Annotated in this window: 10 protein-coding genes and 1 pseudogene; 1 reads left to right on the top strand and 10 read right to left on the bottom strand. The window is 46.6% G+C overall.

The window, feature by feature from the left end; translation table 11 throughout:
- Positions 1 to 167: 167 nt before the first annotated feature.
- From NSMM_RS03535 to NSMM_RS03580, 10 genes and pseudogenes are all read right to left on the bottom strand, one after another.
- Positions 168 to 1760, bottom strand: coding sequence for a SulP family inorganic anion transporter (locus NSMM_RS03535; RefSeq protein WP_090284694.1), 1593 nt, complete (start codon positions 1758 to 1760; stop codon positions 168 to 170).
- Between the two features lie 56 nt (positions 1761 to 1816).
- A complete protein-coding gene (locus NSMM_RS03540; protein ID WP_090284696.1) occupies positions 1817 to 3703 on the bottom strand; it encodes a proton-conducting transporter transmembrane domain-containing protein in 1887 nt (628 codons plus the stop codon).
- Positions 3704 to 3718: 15 nt separating this feature from the next.
- Positions 3719 to 6262, bottom strand: a complete 2544-nt coding sequence (locus tag NSMM_RS03545; protein ID WP_090284698.1) for a YbcC family protein — start codon at positions 6260 to 6262, stop codon at positions 3719 to 3721.
- Positions 6263 to 6624: 362 nt separating this feature from the next.
- A pseudogene (locus tag NSMM_RS03550) lies at positions 6625 to 7032 on the bottom strand (transposase); the annotation flags it as partial.
- A gap of 98 nt (positions 7033 to 7130) precedes the next feature.
- The gene (locus NSMM_RS03555) at positions 7131 to 8642 is read right to left on the bottom strand and encodes a complex I subunit 4 family protein (RefSeq protein WP_090284700.1); all 1512 of its coding nucleotides are present in this window, start codon (positions 8640 to 8642) and stop codon (positions 7131 to 7133) included.
- A 33-nt stretch (positions 8643 to 8675) separates the two neighbouring features.
- Positions 8676 to 10052: a complex I subunit 4 family protein gene (locus NSMM_RS03560; RefSeq protein ID WP_245654665.1), complete on the bottom strand. Its 1377-nt coding sequence runs from the start codon at positions 10050 to 10052 to the stop codon at positions 8676 to 8678.
- A 177-nt stretch (positions 10053 to 10229) separates the two neighbouring features.
- Complete coding sequence (locus tag NSMM_RS03565) at positions 10230 to 11801, bottom strand: proton-conducting transporter transmembrane domain-containing protein (protein ID WP_090284704.1); 1572 nt, start codon at positions 11799 to 11801, stop codon at positions 10230 to 10232.
- Between the two features lie 4 nt (positions 11802 to 11805).
- Positions 11806 to 15087 carry a DUF2309 domain-containing protein gene (locus NSMM_RS03570; protein WP_090284706.1) on the bottom strand — a complete coding sequence of 1094 codons (3282 nt, stop codon included), beginning with the start codon at positions 15085 to 15087 and terminating at the stop codon, positions 11806 to 11808.
- An 18-nt stretch (positions 15088 to 15105) separates the two neighbouring features.
- The gene (locus NSMM_RS03575; protein WP_090284708.1) at positions 15106 to 16578 is read right to left on the bottom strand and encodes a complex I subunit 4 family protein; all 1473 of its coding nucleotides are present in this window, start codon (positions 16576 to 16578) and stop codon (positions 15106 to 15108) included.
- Positions 16579 to 17453: 875 nt separating this feature from the next.
- Positions 17454 to 17966, bottom strand: coding sequence for a CreA family protein (locus NSMM_RS03580; protein ID WP_090284710.1), 513 nt, complete (start codon positions 17964 to 17966; stop codon positions 17454 to 17456).
- 164 nt (positions 17967 to 18130) lie between these two features.
- Here NSMM_RS03580 and NSMM_RS03585 point away from each other — a divergent pair, with 164 nt between their 5' ends.
- On the top strand, positions 18131 to 18919 hold the full coding sequence (locus NSMM_RS03585; RefSeq protein ID WP_090284712.1) for an aldolase: 789 nt from the start codon (positions 18131 to 18133) through the stop codon (positions 18917 to 18919).
- Position 18920: the final 1 nt, after the last annotated feature.

Consider the following 18920-nt stretch of genomic DNA (forward strand, 5'->3'; position numbering starts at 1 on the left):
GGCTCTTTATCGTCAAACGTATCTGTGATTACTATAACTGGAAAATCAAAGTTATTTCTGTGCCTAGCCATGGCACAACTTTCCAGATTTTTCTGCAGTCGGAAAATCCCATAATCAGCCAACTGAAAAGCTGATTATGGGATATGTTGAACTGTAGATTATTTTAATTAACTTTTTTTGATTTTTCTACCGGATAAAGGATGATCGGAGAATCTGTCAAAATACTCGAATCCTCTTACGTCAACTATGCCGCCATGACGAACATGCTCCATCTCAAAGTGCTCTAGGAATTCCATAAAAGTATGGTCAACCAGTGTCGCCTGCTGAAAATCAATAACGACCTCCTTACCTTTCTCAATTTGGTGAAAACCTTTTTTAAAGCCAATCAGATTGGAGAAAATTGCGGCATCTTTGATCGTTAGCAGGTATTTTCCCGAATCATCCTTGTTGAGATTATAACGTGCCTTGAATAAATTGCTGATTTTAGCGCCGTTAACAATATGGAACACAAATTTTGTCAGAATACCGGAGGCAATACCTACCAGTAGATCGGTAGCTACTGTGACAAGGATCGTCACTACAAAAATAGTCAGTTGTTCGCTGCCGATTTTGTAGGTTTTAAAGAATTCATGCGGATGGGCCAGTCGAAATCCGACAAATACCAGCATCGCCGCCAAAGCTGCATTGGGAATCAGCTCAATTACCGGAATCATCAACAACATGGCAATAAAGAGAAAGAAGCCATGAAAGAAATTCGCCCAACGTGTCCGAGCACCAAATCCGACATTGGCGGAACTACGTGCGACTTCCGAGATGGCTGGTGAGCCACCCAATATAGCAGCCAACGTGTTACCAGCACCGACTGCAACGATATCCTTGTTGTAATTCGATTGACGCTTCCAAGGGTCCAGTCCATCGATTGCCTTAACCGTTAAGGCAGATTCAAGGGTACCAATAATCAGGAACATCAATACATATTTCCAGAAGACGCCGGTACCAATTCCCGAAAAATCAGGATTAAAACCGATAACACCCCAGAAGTCTCCAATTTCAACCAGCACATGCGCAGGCTGAGTCGTTTTAAAATCCAGAAAAATCGCTGCAGGGATGACAATCAGCAAAATGAGCATTGGTGCCGGAATTTTCTTGAGTATTGTGTTCTTTACCTTCGGCATGATAAACATCAACGCCAGGCTGATCAAACCTAATATCGCGATGGTTATATTGGCATTCATGATCGAGTTGGGGATAGCCATATAAAGATCTACAGCTTTCATGCCAACCAGATCTGCAGGATCAATGCCGAGCATAATATGCACCTGCTTGGAAATAATGATCACGCCAATTGCCGCCAACATGCCGTGTACGGCAGAGTGAGGGAAAAAGTCGCTCAACGAGCCAGCTTTCAGAAAACCGATAATGACCTGAAGCACGCCAGAGACAACCATCACACCCAGCGCCATTCGCCAGCCTTGTTCACCTCCACCAAATGCCAGTACACAGCCGGCAACAATCGTGATCAATCCCGCAGCTGGGCCCTTGATAGTCAGATGAGAACCAGAGAACAGCGCGACTAACATCCCGCCGATCATCGCAGTTAGCACCCCCATTGCAGGGGGAAACTCCCCTGCCTTTGCAATCCCAAGACTCAACGGTAGCGCGAGTAAAAAAACCAGGAAACCAGCAATGGCATCATATTTGAAGTTTTCCTTTAAGCCGGGCAGGCCATCTTTTGGTATTTCTTGTTGTGGTGAACTCATTTGTTTCTCCTTTGTTGTGATGTTTAGGTCAGTAAAAAAATTGCAATTGATAATAATCAGGACGAACGCGGTGGGATTTCATGGTTGGTTTTGATATGCGGCCCGAGGAAAATGCGCGCATACATTCTGACCAGAGATAATCCCACCAGGATGTAACTCAGGGCAAGGATGATAGCAAAATCGGTCTGCTCCACCCTGATATAGGTAAATACCAGATCGACACCCAGAAATGAGGGCGTGATCGGAAACAGCATCAACCCCAAACAAGACAGGAAGAAAATCAAGGCCAGTCCCGGGTATTGATAAACATGACCTTGGTAATCATTCCAGTCCAGCCTGCCTTCCCGTATCCGCATCTGGTTCAGCGTGGCATTGCCAACAAACCCTGAGAGCAGGATTCCACCCAAGTAGATAGCGAGTTCAATGAAATTCGCTTCTTCATAAAAGGTGACCGCCAGTGCCACCCACAAGTGATAAACCACGATCAGCATCCAGCTGAACTGAGCGTTTTTTCGTTCGGTGAATGATCGAAGCACCATCAATAAACCGACGAAAGCAAAGAAAGTCGGAAGTATTGCGGTCGTCAGTACGGCGGGTAGATACTCCCTGCCTAATATGCAGATGACGCCAATAGACGAACTAGTTATGATGAAGCTGAACGCTGAGTTTTCGCTGATACCATCCAGTTTTCTGCCTACCCATTTCATCGGGTTCCAGAGAACGACATACACGAATGAATCCAGGTAAAATTCCTTGACTGCCAGTATGTACAATGCGTATTTTAGTTTTCCTATGGCGCCATACTTGCCGACATGCTGGTGTGGTACAAATTTAAAAAACTGCTCGCGAATCAAATAAGTTACTACCGATGGCGCAACCAGTATCTGGTAGGTTCTGAGAAACGCATTGCCAGTTAAATGAATCAGTGCAAGATCATATAAACCGAATGCCACCTCAATGAAAATGAGCCCAATTTGGGCAGCAGATGAGTACGCGATTTGCGTTTTTATCGAGGATTGTACATATGAAATCAACGTGGCAACGATGCTGGTGGCCAAACCGATCAATGCTACCAAGGCTACGATAAAAGGGAGATGCTCCCAGAATGGATAGGTTCTCAGTAACAAAAAAACGCCGAGATGAGAGGCGAGTGAGCCATAAAAAATGGCGCTGGAAGGGGTCGGCGCCTCCATGGCACGCGGGATCCACGCAGTAAAAGGAATCTGTGCTGATTTTACCGCTGCCGCCAGTAGAATCATCAATGAGATCATGATGCCAATGGTAGTATGTTCTTGCAATTGTGCCCATACCATTTCGCTATCGAGCAATTCCGAGAAAGTGATATTTCTGTGCCATAAGTGATGATTTAACCAGATGGCAAACAATAGCCCCATATCTGCAATGCGAAAGACAGTGAAAATCTTTAACGCATTCTTGACTGGTAAAAAGCGCTCACGATAAAACCCGACGAGCAGAAAGGAACAAATGCCCAGAATTTCCCAACCCAAAAACAGAGTTTCCAGATTTCCCGCAAATATCACGATGTTGTAACTTACATAAAAAAGTAATAGCGCATTAAAAAATCGTTTGTATCCAGAGTCACGATGCAAATAATTCTGGCAATAAATTGTTACCAGAAAACTTAGAAAGGCACCCAAAAACAGGAAAATAGCCGTTACTTTATCAAAATAGAAGCTAATATCAAATCGATAATCATGCGACTCGTATAACGTAAGTACCGTAAACTGATATGAGTGAAAGTCCCATAAAAACAACCAGTAAGCAATGAGAAGAATTGCGCAGACCAGGTAAATTCCCGCGGTCGCTATTGAAAGCCAGGCAATTGGACGTTCCCTGCTCGCAGGCATAAAAAGGCTAAGCGTAAATCCTACCAGCGGTAGATAAACCATGTATTGAAGCAGCGATGCAAACATTAAATCCATATCGGTACCCTCTCGTTATTTGGTGAAAAAAACAGGCAGATTTTCCCGGGTGGTATCAACGATCTGTGTCGTCGGCGCCCTGAAGGCCGATTCGACGATCGGTTCCCAATCAGGAATCTTCTCAATGTTTTCCGGAATTGGCTTGAATGGAACAAGCTCGCCATTTTTGAACATGAGTAATTCCCGCGTCTCTGGATGAATGACCAGTGTCCACATCCATTCGTTGAGATAGTGTTCGTAATTGGCAGGAGGAAGTTTCTTGAGCACCTTTAATACAATTTCAGGGTAGTGTTCAATTACGACTAACAACCTCACCGGATCATGTACTTCAATCATCTGACTCGGCAGGCCTGGCCGCAAGTCTCCATCACTGCCATTGGCGACTCCAATCAACCCCATGATGTTGTAGGGCAACTTGGTACCTGCGCCCATTCTGTAGTTATCCATGCGGGAGAAAAAATACTCCAGATTAATCCCCGCCATAACCGGTGCGATTGGTCCCATTGCCATGAACAGGTAATTACCTTCCGGGTCAGTACGGTAATCATACGAGGTCAGCGTGATGCGGCGGTCGAAAAATATATTTTTAGTCAGCGCACGTCTGCCTACAACACAAGGCGCGATCGTAGAGTGATTCAGCTCAGGTCGAGGTTCAAACAGCTCGACCGAGCGTTGACGAACATCTGCGTGCACCTGTTCTGGTTTGCGTTTGATATTAGGGATTGTCAGAAAGCGACGTGCACGTTCCTTGGCATGCGTATCCAGCGCCTTGGTAATCGTTACTACATTTTTGCGATGACGCTCCAGATTATCGGGTGATAATGCCTCTTCATCAAAATACAGAGCTTCATCGCGAGTTGTGTCATGCAGTGCACCGACAAACTGGGTGCTGTCCGGAATATTGATTCCATTAGTACGTAAAATTCGCCTGACCTCGGGATGGTTGCCGATGTGGGAGATTACGCGCGCATTAACTGAACCCGGTCTGCCTGAACAAGCGCCACAATCATATGCCGTGTAATGCGGATTGTTGATACTGCTTGCTCCATGGCCAAACATATAAACGATCGGTGCAAAGTGATCGACTAGTCCTCCCATACGAAGCACGTTCTCCAGCCGGGAGGCCATTTCTTCCAGCGTATAGCCAATTTGTAGACCATTTTCCACATCACCGGTATCTTTGTTCTCGATAGTGAGTGATGAGAGCTGATACATATGCCCGAAAGAATAGGCCATCGCGGGCGAGGCGGTTGGTCTGAAAATATTGGATAGCAGTTTTAATGCAGAAGCAAATCCTAGTGTTTGCGAAATCAGCCAACCACGGAAAAGCGTGTGTGATAATTTGGAAAGCATGGGTTCGTCTTTCCTGGCGTGATGCGTTTCAGTTTCCTTGATCAAATATTTAGGTGTGACAGGCGCTGGACAATGCTTGGCATAGAATTTTCCGTGCTCAGGCTGGAAATAGAACTCAACACCAAAAAAGCCTGCAGTGCTGAATGTTTCGCATTCAGGATCGGCTTTTTCCAAATGCCGGCGAAGAGAAGTTTCTCTGTCATCTATGCAAAACCATGCTTGAAAGCTCTTGTTTGCGGAGGAGTTTTCCTCTAACTCGGGCTGTTTCTGGAGTGCGGTGAGAACGGAGTTGTAATAAGACCATTCAAAGGCGTCATGCCAGGTTTCCAATACTTCATCGAGCTCTGTTCTCGGCACATCAGCAAGTAGCGATTTGAGTTTGGGACGGTCGGCCAATTTGGTCGTCATGGGCGCCCAGATTTCGCCGAACTGTGCGTCCAGCGCATCAATTTCCAGTAACAACTCGAAAATGATCAGATCATGCAGGGTGATTTCTTTCCGGTTGAGCAGCAGGTTTGGTTGATCTTCAATTACGGACACGATACCCGACCAGCCTTGATGCGAAAATTGTTGATCGTACAGATATTGCTCATACAGTGTTTCGTCACCCACCAATATGCGCAGCAGCGCACTGATCGACAAGTCCCCCGACACCAACATTTTATGAGCTCTGGGCTTCTTGAAAAGGCTGACCGCGCTTTCTTTTTCCATTGTCCGTAGTGCTGCGAGGAAACCCTGATTTCCAATCGGAAATGCCCATAGGGAAATCCCTTGATCCAAGTAATTACATAAAATCCTGAAAAGCAGCGGTTGCGTCAACTGATCAAGATCAATGCGGTATATTGATTCCCAGTTTGCTCGCAACACACCGATTCTTGGATAAACAAAAGTGTCGTAGTCGTAATTGATTAATTTATTGATAAATTCATCTACTTTGTCTTGACCTTTTCTTTCTGAGACGATATTCCGCAACACATCTTTTCGGATTCCACCTGATTCATAAAGTGCGCGATACTCATCTAACCTAAGTTTGGTTTTATAGCCCCACAGCTTGGTTGCAGTTCGACATGCATCGTGAAATTTAAGGTTTTGGAATGCATGAAGGGTGTTGTGATGAATGAAGTCCTTCAACGGTGCCTGTGCAGGCAGGTAATGTTTTAAATCATGCAACACTCGATGTTCATCAAAAGAAGTTTCTATGTCCATACTAATTTCTCCGTAAGTAAACAAGCTTGCTGGTATTCATAACGACTGTGATGACAAAAAAGTGTTGTATCACTCTACGATTTCTGCATCATTGAAATCCCATAAAACCAGTCGTATTCAACTTGGCGGCCATGCGATCGCCCTCCCCCTAGTTGATAAAGGGACTCAGAGGAAAAAGTAACATACCCTATGTGAAGAATTCGTGAAGCGTGAAGAATTCGTGAAGCGTGAAGAATTCGTGAAGCGTGAAGAATTCGTGAAGCGTGAAGAATTCGTGAAGCGTGAAGAATTCGTGAAGCAAAGTAGCAAAAAGATGTGATTTGAGATTCTGAATAGAAGAGAAGCGAAAGTCAGTTGCACAATCATGAGAGAATCGTTCTGCAAAGCAGCAAATTGCCTGAGAACTTGTTCAAAAGTTTTTTGAGTAGAGGGGCCAGGAAGGCCAGGTGGATGAACTGCAAACTGGTGTTAACCATTCGCTCGCAGTTTTTCTACAGTCTTCTATTTTTTTCCAGCCAGACGAAACTACGCTCGACGATTCATCGCTTGAGCATGACCTTGAAGGTGTGTGGTTTGCTGCGTTTGGCAGTCTGTACTTGCACATGCGCGCCCAGGATTTCGCGCACACCTTGTGCAAAGGGCTGGCCCACATAGCCGCTGCCGCACAGCAGGCTTTGCTGTTCTGCCGTGTCCGTGTTCTTCACGCTCTGTGCGTCCACAATCAAGAACGTGCTGCAGGCGTTGCGCCCTCGTTTCTCGCGAGCCACGCCACTGGCAGCCCGTGCACAGCAGGGTACAGCACCGCGCAGAATATCTCGTACAATCTATACTGAACGTGCCGCTGACACTCTCCACAGAAAGAGAGTGTTTATAGCACTGTCGGTACGGAAAGGAATCTAGCCAGCCATGTCTCGGATGCAATCTGATTAATGCTCAAAATAGTACCAGGGAACAGGCCAAAAAGCAGAATCAGTAGGGCAGGTACGCATAGTAGGGCAAATTCACGAAATTTAAGATCCTGAGCCTGGCTTACTGTTACGTGGGTAACCGGACCAAAGAAAGCACGCTGAGTAAAAGTCAGCATGTAGGTTGCGCCAAGAATAGCGCCAGCTAGAGCAGCTGTTCCAAAGACGGCATGCGATGTGAGTGCGCCGATGATCATCAGTAATTCTGCCGGAAAACCGCTGGTACCCGGGATACCAAAACTAGCGAGAGCAAAGAGAAAATAAAAACAGGTCAGTTTCGGCATCACTTTGGCTAGTCCGCCAAGATGAACTGTATCAGTACTACCCAGTCGGCGCTGAATAAAGCCGGCAATTAACATCAGTGAGCTGGCAATGAGGGTGAAATTAAGCAATTGGAAAATTGCCCCCTGAACACCTTGCATGTTCAACGACGCAACACCAACAATTACCATGCCAACATGGCTGATACTGGCATAAGCCAGCAAACGGCGCAGATTAGTCTGCTGCAAGGCAATCAGGCCACCATAGATGAGTGTGGCTGCACCAAATACACTCAATATCCAGCTGAACTCCACGGCAGCAGTAGGTGCAAGCGGCATGGCGAAACGAAGTATGCCATATACGCCCAATTTAAGACCAGCTAGCAGCGCGATGACATGAGTGGGTCCCTCCATTGCCGTTGTCGGTAACCAGGTATGAAAGGGGAAAAGCGGTGCCTTGAAAGCAAAGCCGAATAATAATAAGACGAATACCAGCGTTTGTTTTTCTGCCGGTAAAGGGGTTTCTAGCAACGCAAGCAAACTGAATGATAAGTCTTGCGGAAAATTTCCGCCTACCTGGGTAGCATGATTCGCGGCCATGATGACTATTGCGAGCAAAAGGGGTCCGCCTCCCGCGAGCATGAACAGGGTATATTTCATTGCAGCATTACGACGCTGAGAACCAATACCCCACAATCCAATCAGGAAAAACAGAGGGGGCAACGTCAATTCCCAGAAAAAGAAAAACAGTATCATGTCGAGTGCCGTAAATACCCCTGCGGTAATACCTTGTAATGCCAGGATGAGCGCAAAATGAAAACGCTGGTTGTAGCTGATTGCATTCCATGAAGCCAGAATGACTGTTACCGTTAATAGCGCGGATAATGGCAGAAATAAGATCGATATTCCATCGACACCCAGCAGATACTCAATATTCAGGAAGGGTATCCAGGCAAGTTTTTCAGTTAACTGAAAATCACCACTGGTTTTATCAAACAGACACAAAGCGAGCAAGGTCAGAGCCAATTCCAGTGTGGCAAAGATCAGTGCGGATAATTTAGCGAGCCCAGTGTTACGTATTACACTGGTCACAATTGCACCAAACAACGGTAGCAGGATGATAAGGCTCAATAAGGGAAAATCGGTTACTGACATGATTAATCCTTGATACTAAGGGTTATTACGCCGTTAATGTTGAATTTCATGGCTGGATGTTGTGGAATAGTAACCATTGAATCTATCGAGATTCTGGTCGATGATTTGCAGCCAGGGCGTGGTATAAAAACCAATACCGATTAGCAGCGTGCATATTATGGCGGCAATAATTCCTTCATTCCTGACGGATGGAGCAATGCTTGACTGGAATGATGGCTTTACATTTGGCTGGTAACGCTTGGGTGCGGCAATAAAAATCTGTTGGAAGGCACGTAGCAGCAAAGCCGCCGTCAGCACGTTGCCGACCAGTATTGCGATGGAAACAAACCAGCCAAAGTTTTTGATCGTGCCATCAATCAGCAAATGGATACCATCAAATCCCGGCGTGCCAGGCATACCCATGGTACTTAATGCACTGACGACAAAAAGAAACGCGAGAGCTGCGCTGACATCAATCATACCGCCTAATCGCGGAAGATAGGCGGTATGAGTGCGCTTATAGATCATGCCGATACTGAGCGCGATACCTGCTCCAGCCAATCCAAATGATGTTGCCAACAAAATACTGGCTTCCAGTCCGTACAAGTTGAAGTCAAAAACTCCGATAACCAGCATACCGGTGTGACTAATAACGGAAAATGCTAGTAAGCGACGAATGTTGATTTGCATCAGCGCCAGGACAATGCCGTAAAAAATTCCTGCTAGCCCAAGCAGCAAAACAAGCCAGTTCCATTGGGCAGCAATTTCAGGTACGACTGGCAGAATGAATCTGACGACTGCATACAAACCGAGTTTGATTCCAACTATAAAAACGGTTGTACTTGCCACCGTGCCATATTGTGACAAAATCGGTAACCAGCCATGGAAAGGAAAAAGCGGCATACGAATGGCAAAACCAAAAAACAGCAGTAAAAATATAAGATTGCCATATTCCAGTTCATTTTTATTTTGAACCAGTCTTACCCAGTCAAATGAAAGCGACTCTTCTGAACCCATTACACCGAAGGCGAGCAAAGTGAAACCACAGAATGTCATGAATAGTCCGCTTCCCCAGTGCTGCAGGAGCAAACCTGCCACCCAGCGTCTTTTTTGTCCTGATCCGCCGCGAATCGTCATTAGTATGACTGGAACCAGCTCCAGTACACACCAAAACCAGAACTGTAACGCGTTCATGGCGACGAATGCACCTACCAGGATCCCCTCATAGCCGAGGATGGCGGCAACCTGAATCCTGTCCTCCGCGCGGCGCGTAGTCAATAGATAAATTAGCGCCAGCAAGGTAATCACAGCGGTGATTGCAATGAATAATATATTGGCTCCATCAACACCGACACTATAGGTCAGGTTGAAAAGCGCAATTTGTTCGAATAACTGCACACCTGGCTCACTGGAATTGAAAATACTGATCATGTAGATCGTGAGCAGTAACGTAACTATCGCACTAGCTATTGCAAGTCGGAGCGAATTTGTTGCAGATGTCATTCGGAGCACAATCAGACTTGTCAGAAGAGGAATTGCGGTCAATACTGACAACACTGGAAATAGAGCTGTTTGAGGCCAGTTAATAATATTGATATCCATTATTTTTTACCGTGTTCCTGCTATCAACAGAAAAACAAAGACAAACAAAACGATATAGCGTGGCTTGAGCATTAATTCCTCAAACGTATTGGCAGCATGCCCGAGCGTGCGCCCAAGATCGATAATATTTACACCGATGGCCTGTATTACCAAGCGTTCCTCAAACCAACCCAAAATATTTCCAGACCATTCCATTAGTTTGCCTGCAATTCCATTTCCACGACCAAAATGTCTAGGGGTATCTCCCAGCGTCTCTGTTCCTTTAATTTTTTCTTCAAGCTGCTTGAGCGTCGAGATGCTTCGGGACGAGCTAACCGGATCCCCCATGGCGCGATCAACGACATAGTCGTCAAAGAAATTGAGATCTTCTCCCAAACCTTTTATGGGTCTGGTCAGCACCCGATCAGTAATTGGGTCAAGCCAGAAACGCTGGATCGAGGCAACATACAACCAGTGAATCTTCTGCAGATGCGGGGACAAGGCCTTGACTGGACTGCCATGTACATTTGTCATAAAAGATGGTGAAGCCAATACCTGATAGCAACGAACAATGGCGTGTGCACATAGATGCCAGGCAGCCAGTTCCCATAACCCCAGTCCACATTCCATAAACATCAGGCCGATCTGCCCAGTGATGGCAAAGCAAAGCGAGCTTTTGACATCAGTTTGCGTCCAGCCGACGACGAAGCTGTAAGCGGCCGTGAAAAAACCCGTGACAGCCAGTAGCATCATGACGAAAGGAGCCTGTTCGATCAGTGGCTGCAGCATGATCATGAGAAAAACGCCGGAGTGAATCATGACTGCGCCATAGAAAATAGCACTGGATGGGGTGGGTCCTTCCATGGCGCGTGCAAGCCAAGGCGAAAAAGGTAACTGAGCAGATTTGCAGAAAGCTGCGATAGTAAAACATAGCGCAATTACGGTTGCTGTTGGCATGCTGAGCTGAGTCGCTATGTTATTAAGGTCATCCCAGTTGACAGCATCAGCATAAAAAAAGCTTAACCCTATTCCCAGCACGAATCCGGCGTCACCAATACGATTGGTGATAAAGACACGCGTTGCGTTAGTGGCGGGCACATCTCGGTCATAGGCGTAATTAATCAACAGATACGAACATAGTCCGGCAATTTCCCAACCGATGAAGGTGCCAACCGTGCTTCCGGCAGACACCAGCAGCAGCATGGCGGAGGTATATAAATTCAACAAAAAAAAGTAACGATGAAATCCGATTTCCCGATGCAGGTAGTTAACCGAGAATCGTGTGGCGATCAATAACAGAATGGCAAATAAAGCTGTCAGGTAAACGTTGAAGCCAGTAGTAATAAAATTGATTTCTACTTGAAGTAAATCACTATGTAACCATTGACCTATGCTATAGGTGCCTGCACCATTACCAGTCAAGTCTCCCACAAGGAGTGCAAAGGCCAGTAAGGTAGATAAAGAAGCCGAACCGATGGAGATGGTCGAAGTAGTTGATTCACTCTTTTCGCCTGTTATCCAGCCCAATAGCATACCAATTCCAATGACGCTGGCTGCCAAAAAAGGTAATAGCGGGATCAGCGCTGCTAAAAAATCCATTACATCAAATCTCCTGAGACTGGGGTTGATTAATCAACGCAGGCGATACTGGTTCGGTTTTATCGTAGTAGCAATCTGGTGATTTTTCAAAAACAGGCAATTCCATCTGACCTGGCTGCCACTGCACAAACCCTTTGTCCCGTTCAAAAAAATCAATTCTGTCTGAATCGGGATCCTTGACTGCAACCTGTATCCAGCCATTTCCGACCAGATTCTGAATAGCGGGCTGACGTGCATATATGTTTCCAATGATTTCCGTCGTCGCCTCCACGATGACCAATAAACGCATCGCTTCGTGAATCTCGATCATCTGTTTCGGCAGGCCGGTGCGCAGGTCGCCTCTGGTGCCTTCAATGACTGCAAACGAGCCGACTACGTTGTGCAGAATCTTGGTACTGCAACCAAAGCCTTCGTTATCAACTGTCGAGAAATAATATTCCAGATTGATGCCTGCGCCGACTGGCCCCATGGCCAGCAATAATTTTTCAATAATTACGCCATCAGGGTCCTGAGTAGGATCGTAAGACACAAGAAACATACGGCGATCAAGAAAAATCCCTTGGGTAACCGAGCGGCGTCCAAATACAGCGGACGCGACGGTGACATGACCCAATTCGGGACGCGCTTGCGAAAAATCTCTGGCGCGTTCTTCGATATGCTTGAGCGCCTGTTGCAAAGTCGGGTTTCTGGGTGCAGAGGCCAGTCTACGACAACGTTCATGTGCCGACAAATGCTGTACATGCCGTAATGTTTCCCTGAGTTTGTCCAGTGCGGGCAAACGTGCTGATGGAACATCTTCCAAATCGTAATAACTGATTTCTTCATTACAGGTGTTGTGTTCAGTGCCTACAAACCAGCTGTCATCCGGTATGACAATTCCTTTCTCAGCCACTAGTCTGCGTATCTCGGGCCGGTTGGCCATGGCGGCAAACAAGCGGGCATTGGGGCCGCCATGCCGCCCACTGCAGGCACCGCAATCGTAAGCAGCCAGATGTGGATTATTCTGGCTGATTGAGCCGTGCCCAACCAGCAGGATCAGTTCAGCAAATCCAAAGGTTAATCCGGTGGCAGTCAGAAATGCGGCAACCTTTTCTGCTTGTTCCGCATCGGTGAATCCTTTGCCGAGATTTTCAGGTGTTGCTGGTAAGGTTCGGTTATTGTCAATGTAGTTCAGTTGTGTGTGAACTTCGGGAGAGGTGGCCGTTTTTAGATTATTGATCAGCTGGTATTGCAGTTTCGGAGTAAACGTCTTGAGCAGCAGGCCAGTGAGAACAGCGGGTGCAATGGCATCAACTATTATTTTTGCAGTCAGCAGATTGTGCCGCAGCCGCTGATGCAACCAGTTGTTGACGGTGTTGATCAGTTTCATCCCCTGATTGTGTTTCTGAGTGACTGCTTCGTATCCCGTTCTGGGCACTTCCTCTACTATGTGCGTGGGTGTCACGACCAGTGGACACAATGATACTGCTTGGGTCTCATCCATTGCTTTGTAGTATATCGGCACCCCGAAGAATCCCCCTGCTCCCAGCGTTTCGATATTGGGGTTAGTTTCTTCCAAATGGCGTCGAAAACTTTCTTCGCGGTCATCGATACAGAAAATCAGTTGCGCTTCCGGGCGTTTATCGCGTTTTTCCCAGCATCCGCGCTGATGGTTGGCGCGAACTGCGTGAAAGATTCCTTCGCGGTAATGTCGTTCGTAGGCATAGAGCCAGATTTTTGAGCGCTCGATAATATCAAACGTATCAATCTGTTCGAGCATTCCCAGAAAAACTGGCTGCGGGATTTGTCTGACCTGTTCGGCATTCAGTCCCAAGTGCTGGCACAGACGGAACATGCGCCAGCCGTTGTTGAAAATCTGATGAGTATCAACTGCGTTGGCAGATAACGGGCTGTACTGCCAGGTCCACATTAGATCCGCCATGTGTTGCCACTCAGATTGTCTATGTCGTTCTGACAGGATATTTGATAGAAGCGCCTTGACCGGATGAGTCAAATATTCGGGCAACTCGCCCTGGAAAAATAATCGTCTGATCATAAATTCAGACAGGTTGCGTTCAAAATAGTATTGAATTGTCACTAATTTTGCTTCAATACCCCACAGCTCACTGCAGGCCTGCTTGAGCCATAACCGATCCAACGTCAGCCGGATGGCAAGATAATCGGCCAGATTGGGAGAAGCATTGTTTTCTGCCTGGTAGTCCGGATTATGTTGCCGCCAGTTGATCATGCCCGACCAACCCGGAATTTCGAGAGCAAGCCGTTGCAGATAGCCAGCCCATTTTTCCACGGGAATACCAAAACTCTTTAATTGCATGATGATGCAATCTACTGCATCTTCTGGAATCTCAGCCATGATAGCTTGCCAGTCGGGCAATTCTTGCATGAATGAGTTTAGATCATAGGCCGAAGTCGCTCGCCAAGCACCGTACAACCCAAGTTTGTCCCTTTCTGGCAATTGCCAGGCCGCCACTCCTTCATCAAGGGCGGACGCGCAGATACGAGTTAATTGCAACCGGACTGAAAACAGAGTGTCCACACCACTCAATGCCTTAACCAGGCCGCGTAGACTTATTTCATTGCCGACCTGCGCCAATAAAGACTCAAGTTTCAGCTTGGCTTCTTGACGCATGCGCTGATGAACCGCAGTCTCCGGATCTCCTGGGCGATCTGGAGAGATTTTACCCAGCCATTCTTTTGCTTCGTCTATTGACAAATCCAGCATATTCTCTGGATGCAATTCAATACTTTTCAGATTTAATTTCGCCAGTACACTATCCCAAAGCTGACAGACAATAGTCTCTTCATCGGGTCCCTGCGCAAGCATTCGTGTTCGTATGTCTGGGGGGACATCACCCTGCACATGCTGCAAGGCTGCTTCTTCCTCTATTTTCCAATTGAGCTGGCTGACGGTTAATGGCTGCAAATCACTCAACAACGCAATACGATAAATATCTCTGCGGCGAATGATTAATGTGCTTTGCTCAAAAATAATCTCGTCTGCACGCAAACCTGCATTGGCATAGAGCTCTGCATCGATATCCTCGTCAGTTATCCGCCCCTGCAGGTAAAAGTCCCGGCTGCGTTCTTCCGGTAAATAACCCCTGATACCGGATATTTTCTCGTACTCAGCTATTGCTGCTTCAAACTGCAGGTGTTCATAGCCATGGAGCGTATTGTGGTGCACAAAGTCAAGAATAGGGGCTTGACCAGGAAGAATGTGGTCTAGATGACGGAGGGTTTCCTCAATATGCTCGCGTTCGTTACTGAAATCAGATTCTGTATGCATGGCAATATTTTCTGTTCATTATCGAATATGCTCGGAAATAATGTTGCTGACCACATTTATGGTGGATGACGATAACTCGATTAATGGTGTTGGCCAAATTCCCAATACCACGATTGCAATTACCAGCATGCCCGCTGCCATCAATTCATACAGCTTCAGGTCCTCGATTTCACGCATATGGGATTTAACCGGACCGGTAAACAACATGCTGATGGTGCGCATGGCATAGGCAGAGCTGATCAGAATACTTGCTTCTAGAAAAATGATCAGATTTCCCCATTCTTGATATCCGCCTACGAATGTATGCAATTCAGCAATAAACCCCACTGTCCCCGGCAATCCCATCGCCGCTAGGAAGGTAATGGTCATGAAAAACGCAAAACGTGGCATTACCTGGACCAGTGAGCTGTAATCGAGGATATTTCGAGTATGAGTGCGTTCGTAAAGTAGGCCCACCAGCAGAAACATGCCGCCGGCGATGAGTCCATGTGCCGTCATTTGAATGATGGCACCGGTCATGCCAGTTTCATTGAGCGTGGCGATCCCCAGTAACACAATACCCATGTGACTCACAGAGGAGTAAGCAACCATTGCTTTCAGGTCGGATTGACGCCAGGCCAGCAATCCGCCGTAGATCATGCCCACCAGCGCCAGTGTCACCAGAAATGGTTGCAATACCAATGTCGCTTCCGGCAACATGACTACCGCCCGGATCAAACCATAGGCGCCCATTTTCAGAAGAATTCCAGACATTAAAATACTGACCGGGCTCGGCGCTTCTACGTGCGCCAGTGGTAGCCAACCATGCAATGGAAAAATTGGGATTTTGACCCCAAAGCCGATCAGGAAGCCGATCAACACAAAAATCTGCTCGTTTCTCGGCATGCTTTGTGCTGCAATGGTCATGGTAGACATCAAGGTGCCGCCATGATCGGGCACATACTGGCTGATCGCCAGCAGGCTGATCAGCATGAAAATAGATCCGCCCATGGTGTACAGCACGAAATTCAGGCTGGCCATATGGCGCCGTGCCCCCCCCCAGCGACCAATCAGTAGAAATAATGGGGCCAGTGTCAATTCCCAGAAAATATAGTACAGAGACCAGTCTTGTGCCAGAAAAACACCGAGCATCCCAAGCTCGAGCATCAGAACGCTGATGTAATAGCTTTTGATATTGGTCGAGATATTGAACGATGCCAGCAAGCACACACTGGTCAGCAGAGTGGTCATAAAGACCATCGGTAAGGATAGGCCATCGATGCCAAGTGCAAACGATGTGCCCAGCTTGGGGTTGAGCAGAAACTGTTCTGTCAGCTGCAATGCTCCGTTGGTCTGATCATATACAAAAATCAACCAGCAACTGATCAGCAGCGCCAATGTCGCAAAAACATTTGCCAGAATTCGAATTTGGTGGGTCTTTTCACGCGGAACCACTGACAATATAAATATCGCAAGAAGCGGTGTGAAAAGTAGTAGACTGAGTATTTCCATGCTGATAGTTCTGAACAAGTAGTTCGTTACAAAAAAACAGTCTCAAACTGAGCATGCCGTTTATTTTTAGTTTTCTTCAATCGAATGCAGCCATATCAATGCATACTTGGCTAACGATCAATTACCCAAGAAACCGGAAATCGATCCAACCGATTAATACTTAATGAAGCCTATTCGGAAGCTGTGAGCTTCGAATAGGCTTCATTAAGAAGCTATATTTAATGCAAAGCAGTCCTCGTGCTCCAGCCCTACAAAATTTAGGAGAGCAGCAAACAAAATAAGAGCTGAATAAGTTATGCGACTTTACGCGACTGATTAGCATAATCGACTAAATATTATGCATAAAATAGTCGATCTGGCGCTTATGGTTTCTACCTAGGGCCGGAAAGTTAACATATTTTGTGAAAAAAATGTGAAATTAATTAAATTCACTGCAAAATTGTAAGCTGGTGGTAGCAAGATACTTGCGTCGCCGAGCATGAGGATTATTGGTCATTTCCAGATACAGTTAGTACTCAAAATCTATATGAGATTGGGCACCTCAAATAACCCGAGGTTTTCAGTAAATCTTGCCGCGAAATGATGACCGCGACCGAATGCGGTTCGATTTCCATGGCAAGTCATCGCTTTTCCTGACGATGTCGCGCCGTTTTTACCCTGAATCGCCCTGGATATTGGTGACTTGGTCCATTTCGGGTATCAAAAGGCCTTGATTCCTGTCTCTCCGAAGTAGACCAGTCGCTTAGGTCGGCTTGATGTGCTATGTGGTTTCATCGGTAGGAATTGTTGGCTTTTTGATTAATGGCTTGCTTATAAATGATGACTGGTGTTTATTTGCAGTAACCAACAATTAACGATGGTATGGCTTTGTAATATCAAGGTTTAATTGGGATAACCGAGATGCTGTTTTTGGGGGAACCTTCGATTACTCTATCGCTATATGTCAGATAGATGAGTACGTTGCGTTTGGCATCGTAAAAACGAACAACCTGCAGGGATTTGAATAACAGCGAAGTACTTTTTTTAAAGACTTCCTCGCCATCTGCTTTGCCATTCTTCACGGTATCTGGTAGCTGGATCGGTCCGGTTTGTCGGCAGGCAATCGCTGCGTCTGCGGTATCCTCTGCTATCCCGACTGAGCCACTAATTCCGCCGGTTTTAGCGCGACTCAAATAGCAGGTTGCGCCGGGAATATCCGGATCATCAAACGCCTCGACTACAATTTTATCGTTTGCACCCAGCAGCTTGAATTTTGTAGATACGTTGCCAATTTTCTCAGCGCATAATGAAGCTGAAAACAGTGTGATACCAGCGACCCAGGCGATTTTCCTGCAAATTATCCAGCTACAGGAATTAGTGAGAGTCAGTTTGAAATGTTGATATTTCATGGAAGTCCTCCTGTATTTGTGGTAGAAAAGAAACGATGCAGCTACGGGATGGCAAACTGCCTTGAATTCTAACACCAAGAGATGACCGCAATGAATTTTGTCAGATACCGAGCTTGTCTTGTTAATAAATTAAAATCATCGCCCAAATAACGGGAAACTCCGCCATGGCTGAAGATACTTTTCATCTTGACAAACAGCAGTTGATGCGACGCAGTGTCGAGCAGATGGCTGGTGCAATGCCAATTGCAAATTTTACAACTTACGAAAAAGTGGCGTTGACTTGTCGTATTCTGTTCGACAATGGGCATGATTCGGGATTGGCTGGGCAGATTACTGCGCGCGGTGATCTGCCAGGCACGTTTATTACACAGCGACTTGGGCTGGGGTTCGATGAGATTGGTGTCGGCAATCTGCTGTTAGTCGATGAAAATTTGCAGGTTCTGGATGGTGCGGGAGTGGCTAACCCAGCTAACCGTTTTCATGCTTGGGTTTATCGCGCGCGGCTGGATGTTAGCTGCATCATTCATACCCATGCTACCTATACGGCAGCACTTAGCATGCTCGAAGTGCCGCTGGTAATTTCGCATATGGATAACTGTGTACTTTATGACGACGTGGCTTTTTTGGCTGAGTGGCCGGGGGTGCCGGTCGGTAATGAAGAAGGAGAGCGGATTGCTCAGGCACTGGGGATAAAGCGGGCGTTACTGCTGGCGCATCATGGATTGTTGGTTGCATGCAGCAGTATCGAGGAAGCCTGTCTGCTGGCACTCGCATTCGAGCGAACTGCACGCCTGCAATTGCTGGCGAGTGCGGCGGGTGACATCAAACCTATCCAACCGGAATTAGGGCGTGAAGCGCATGACTGGATTTTACATGCACAACGCAGCGCGAGCGCATTTGCTTATTATGCAAGACGTTCGTTGAAGCAACATACAGATTGTTTGCGTAAGTGAA

Source organism: Nitrosomonas mobilis (assembly GCF_900103035.1).
GTDB classification, from domain to species: Bacteria; Pseudomonadota; Gammaproteobacteria; order Burkholderiales; family Nitrosomonadaceae; genus Nitrosomonas; species Nitrosomonas mobilis.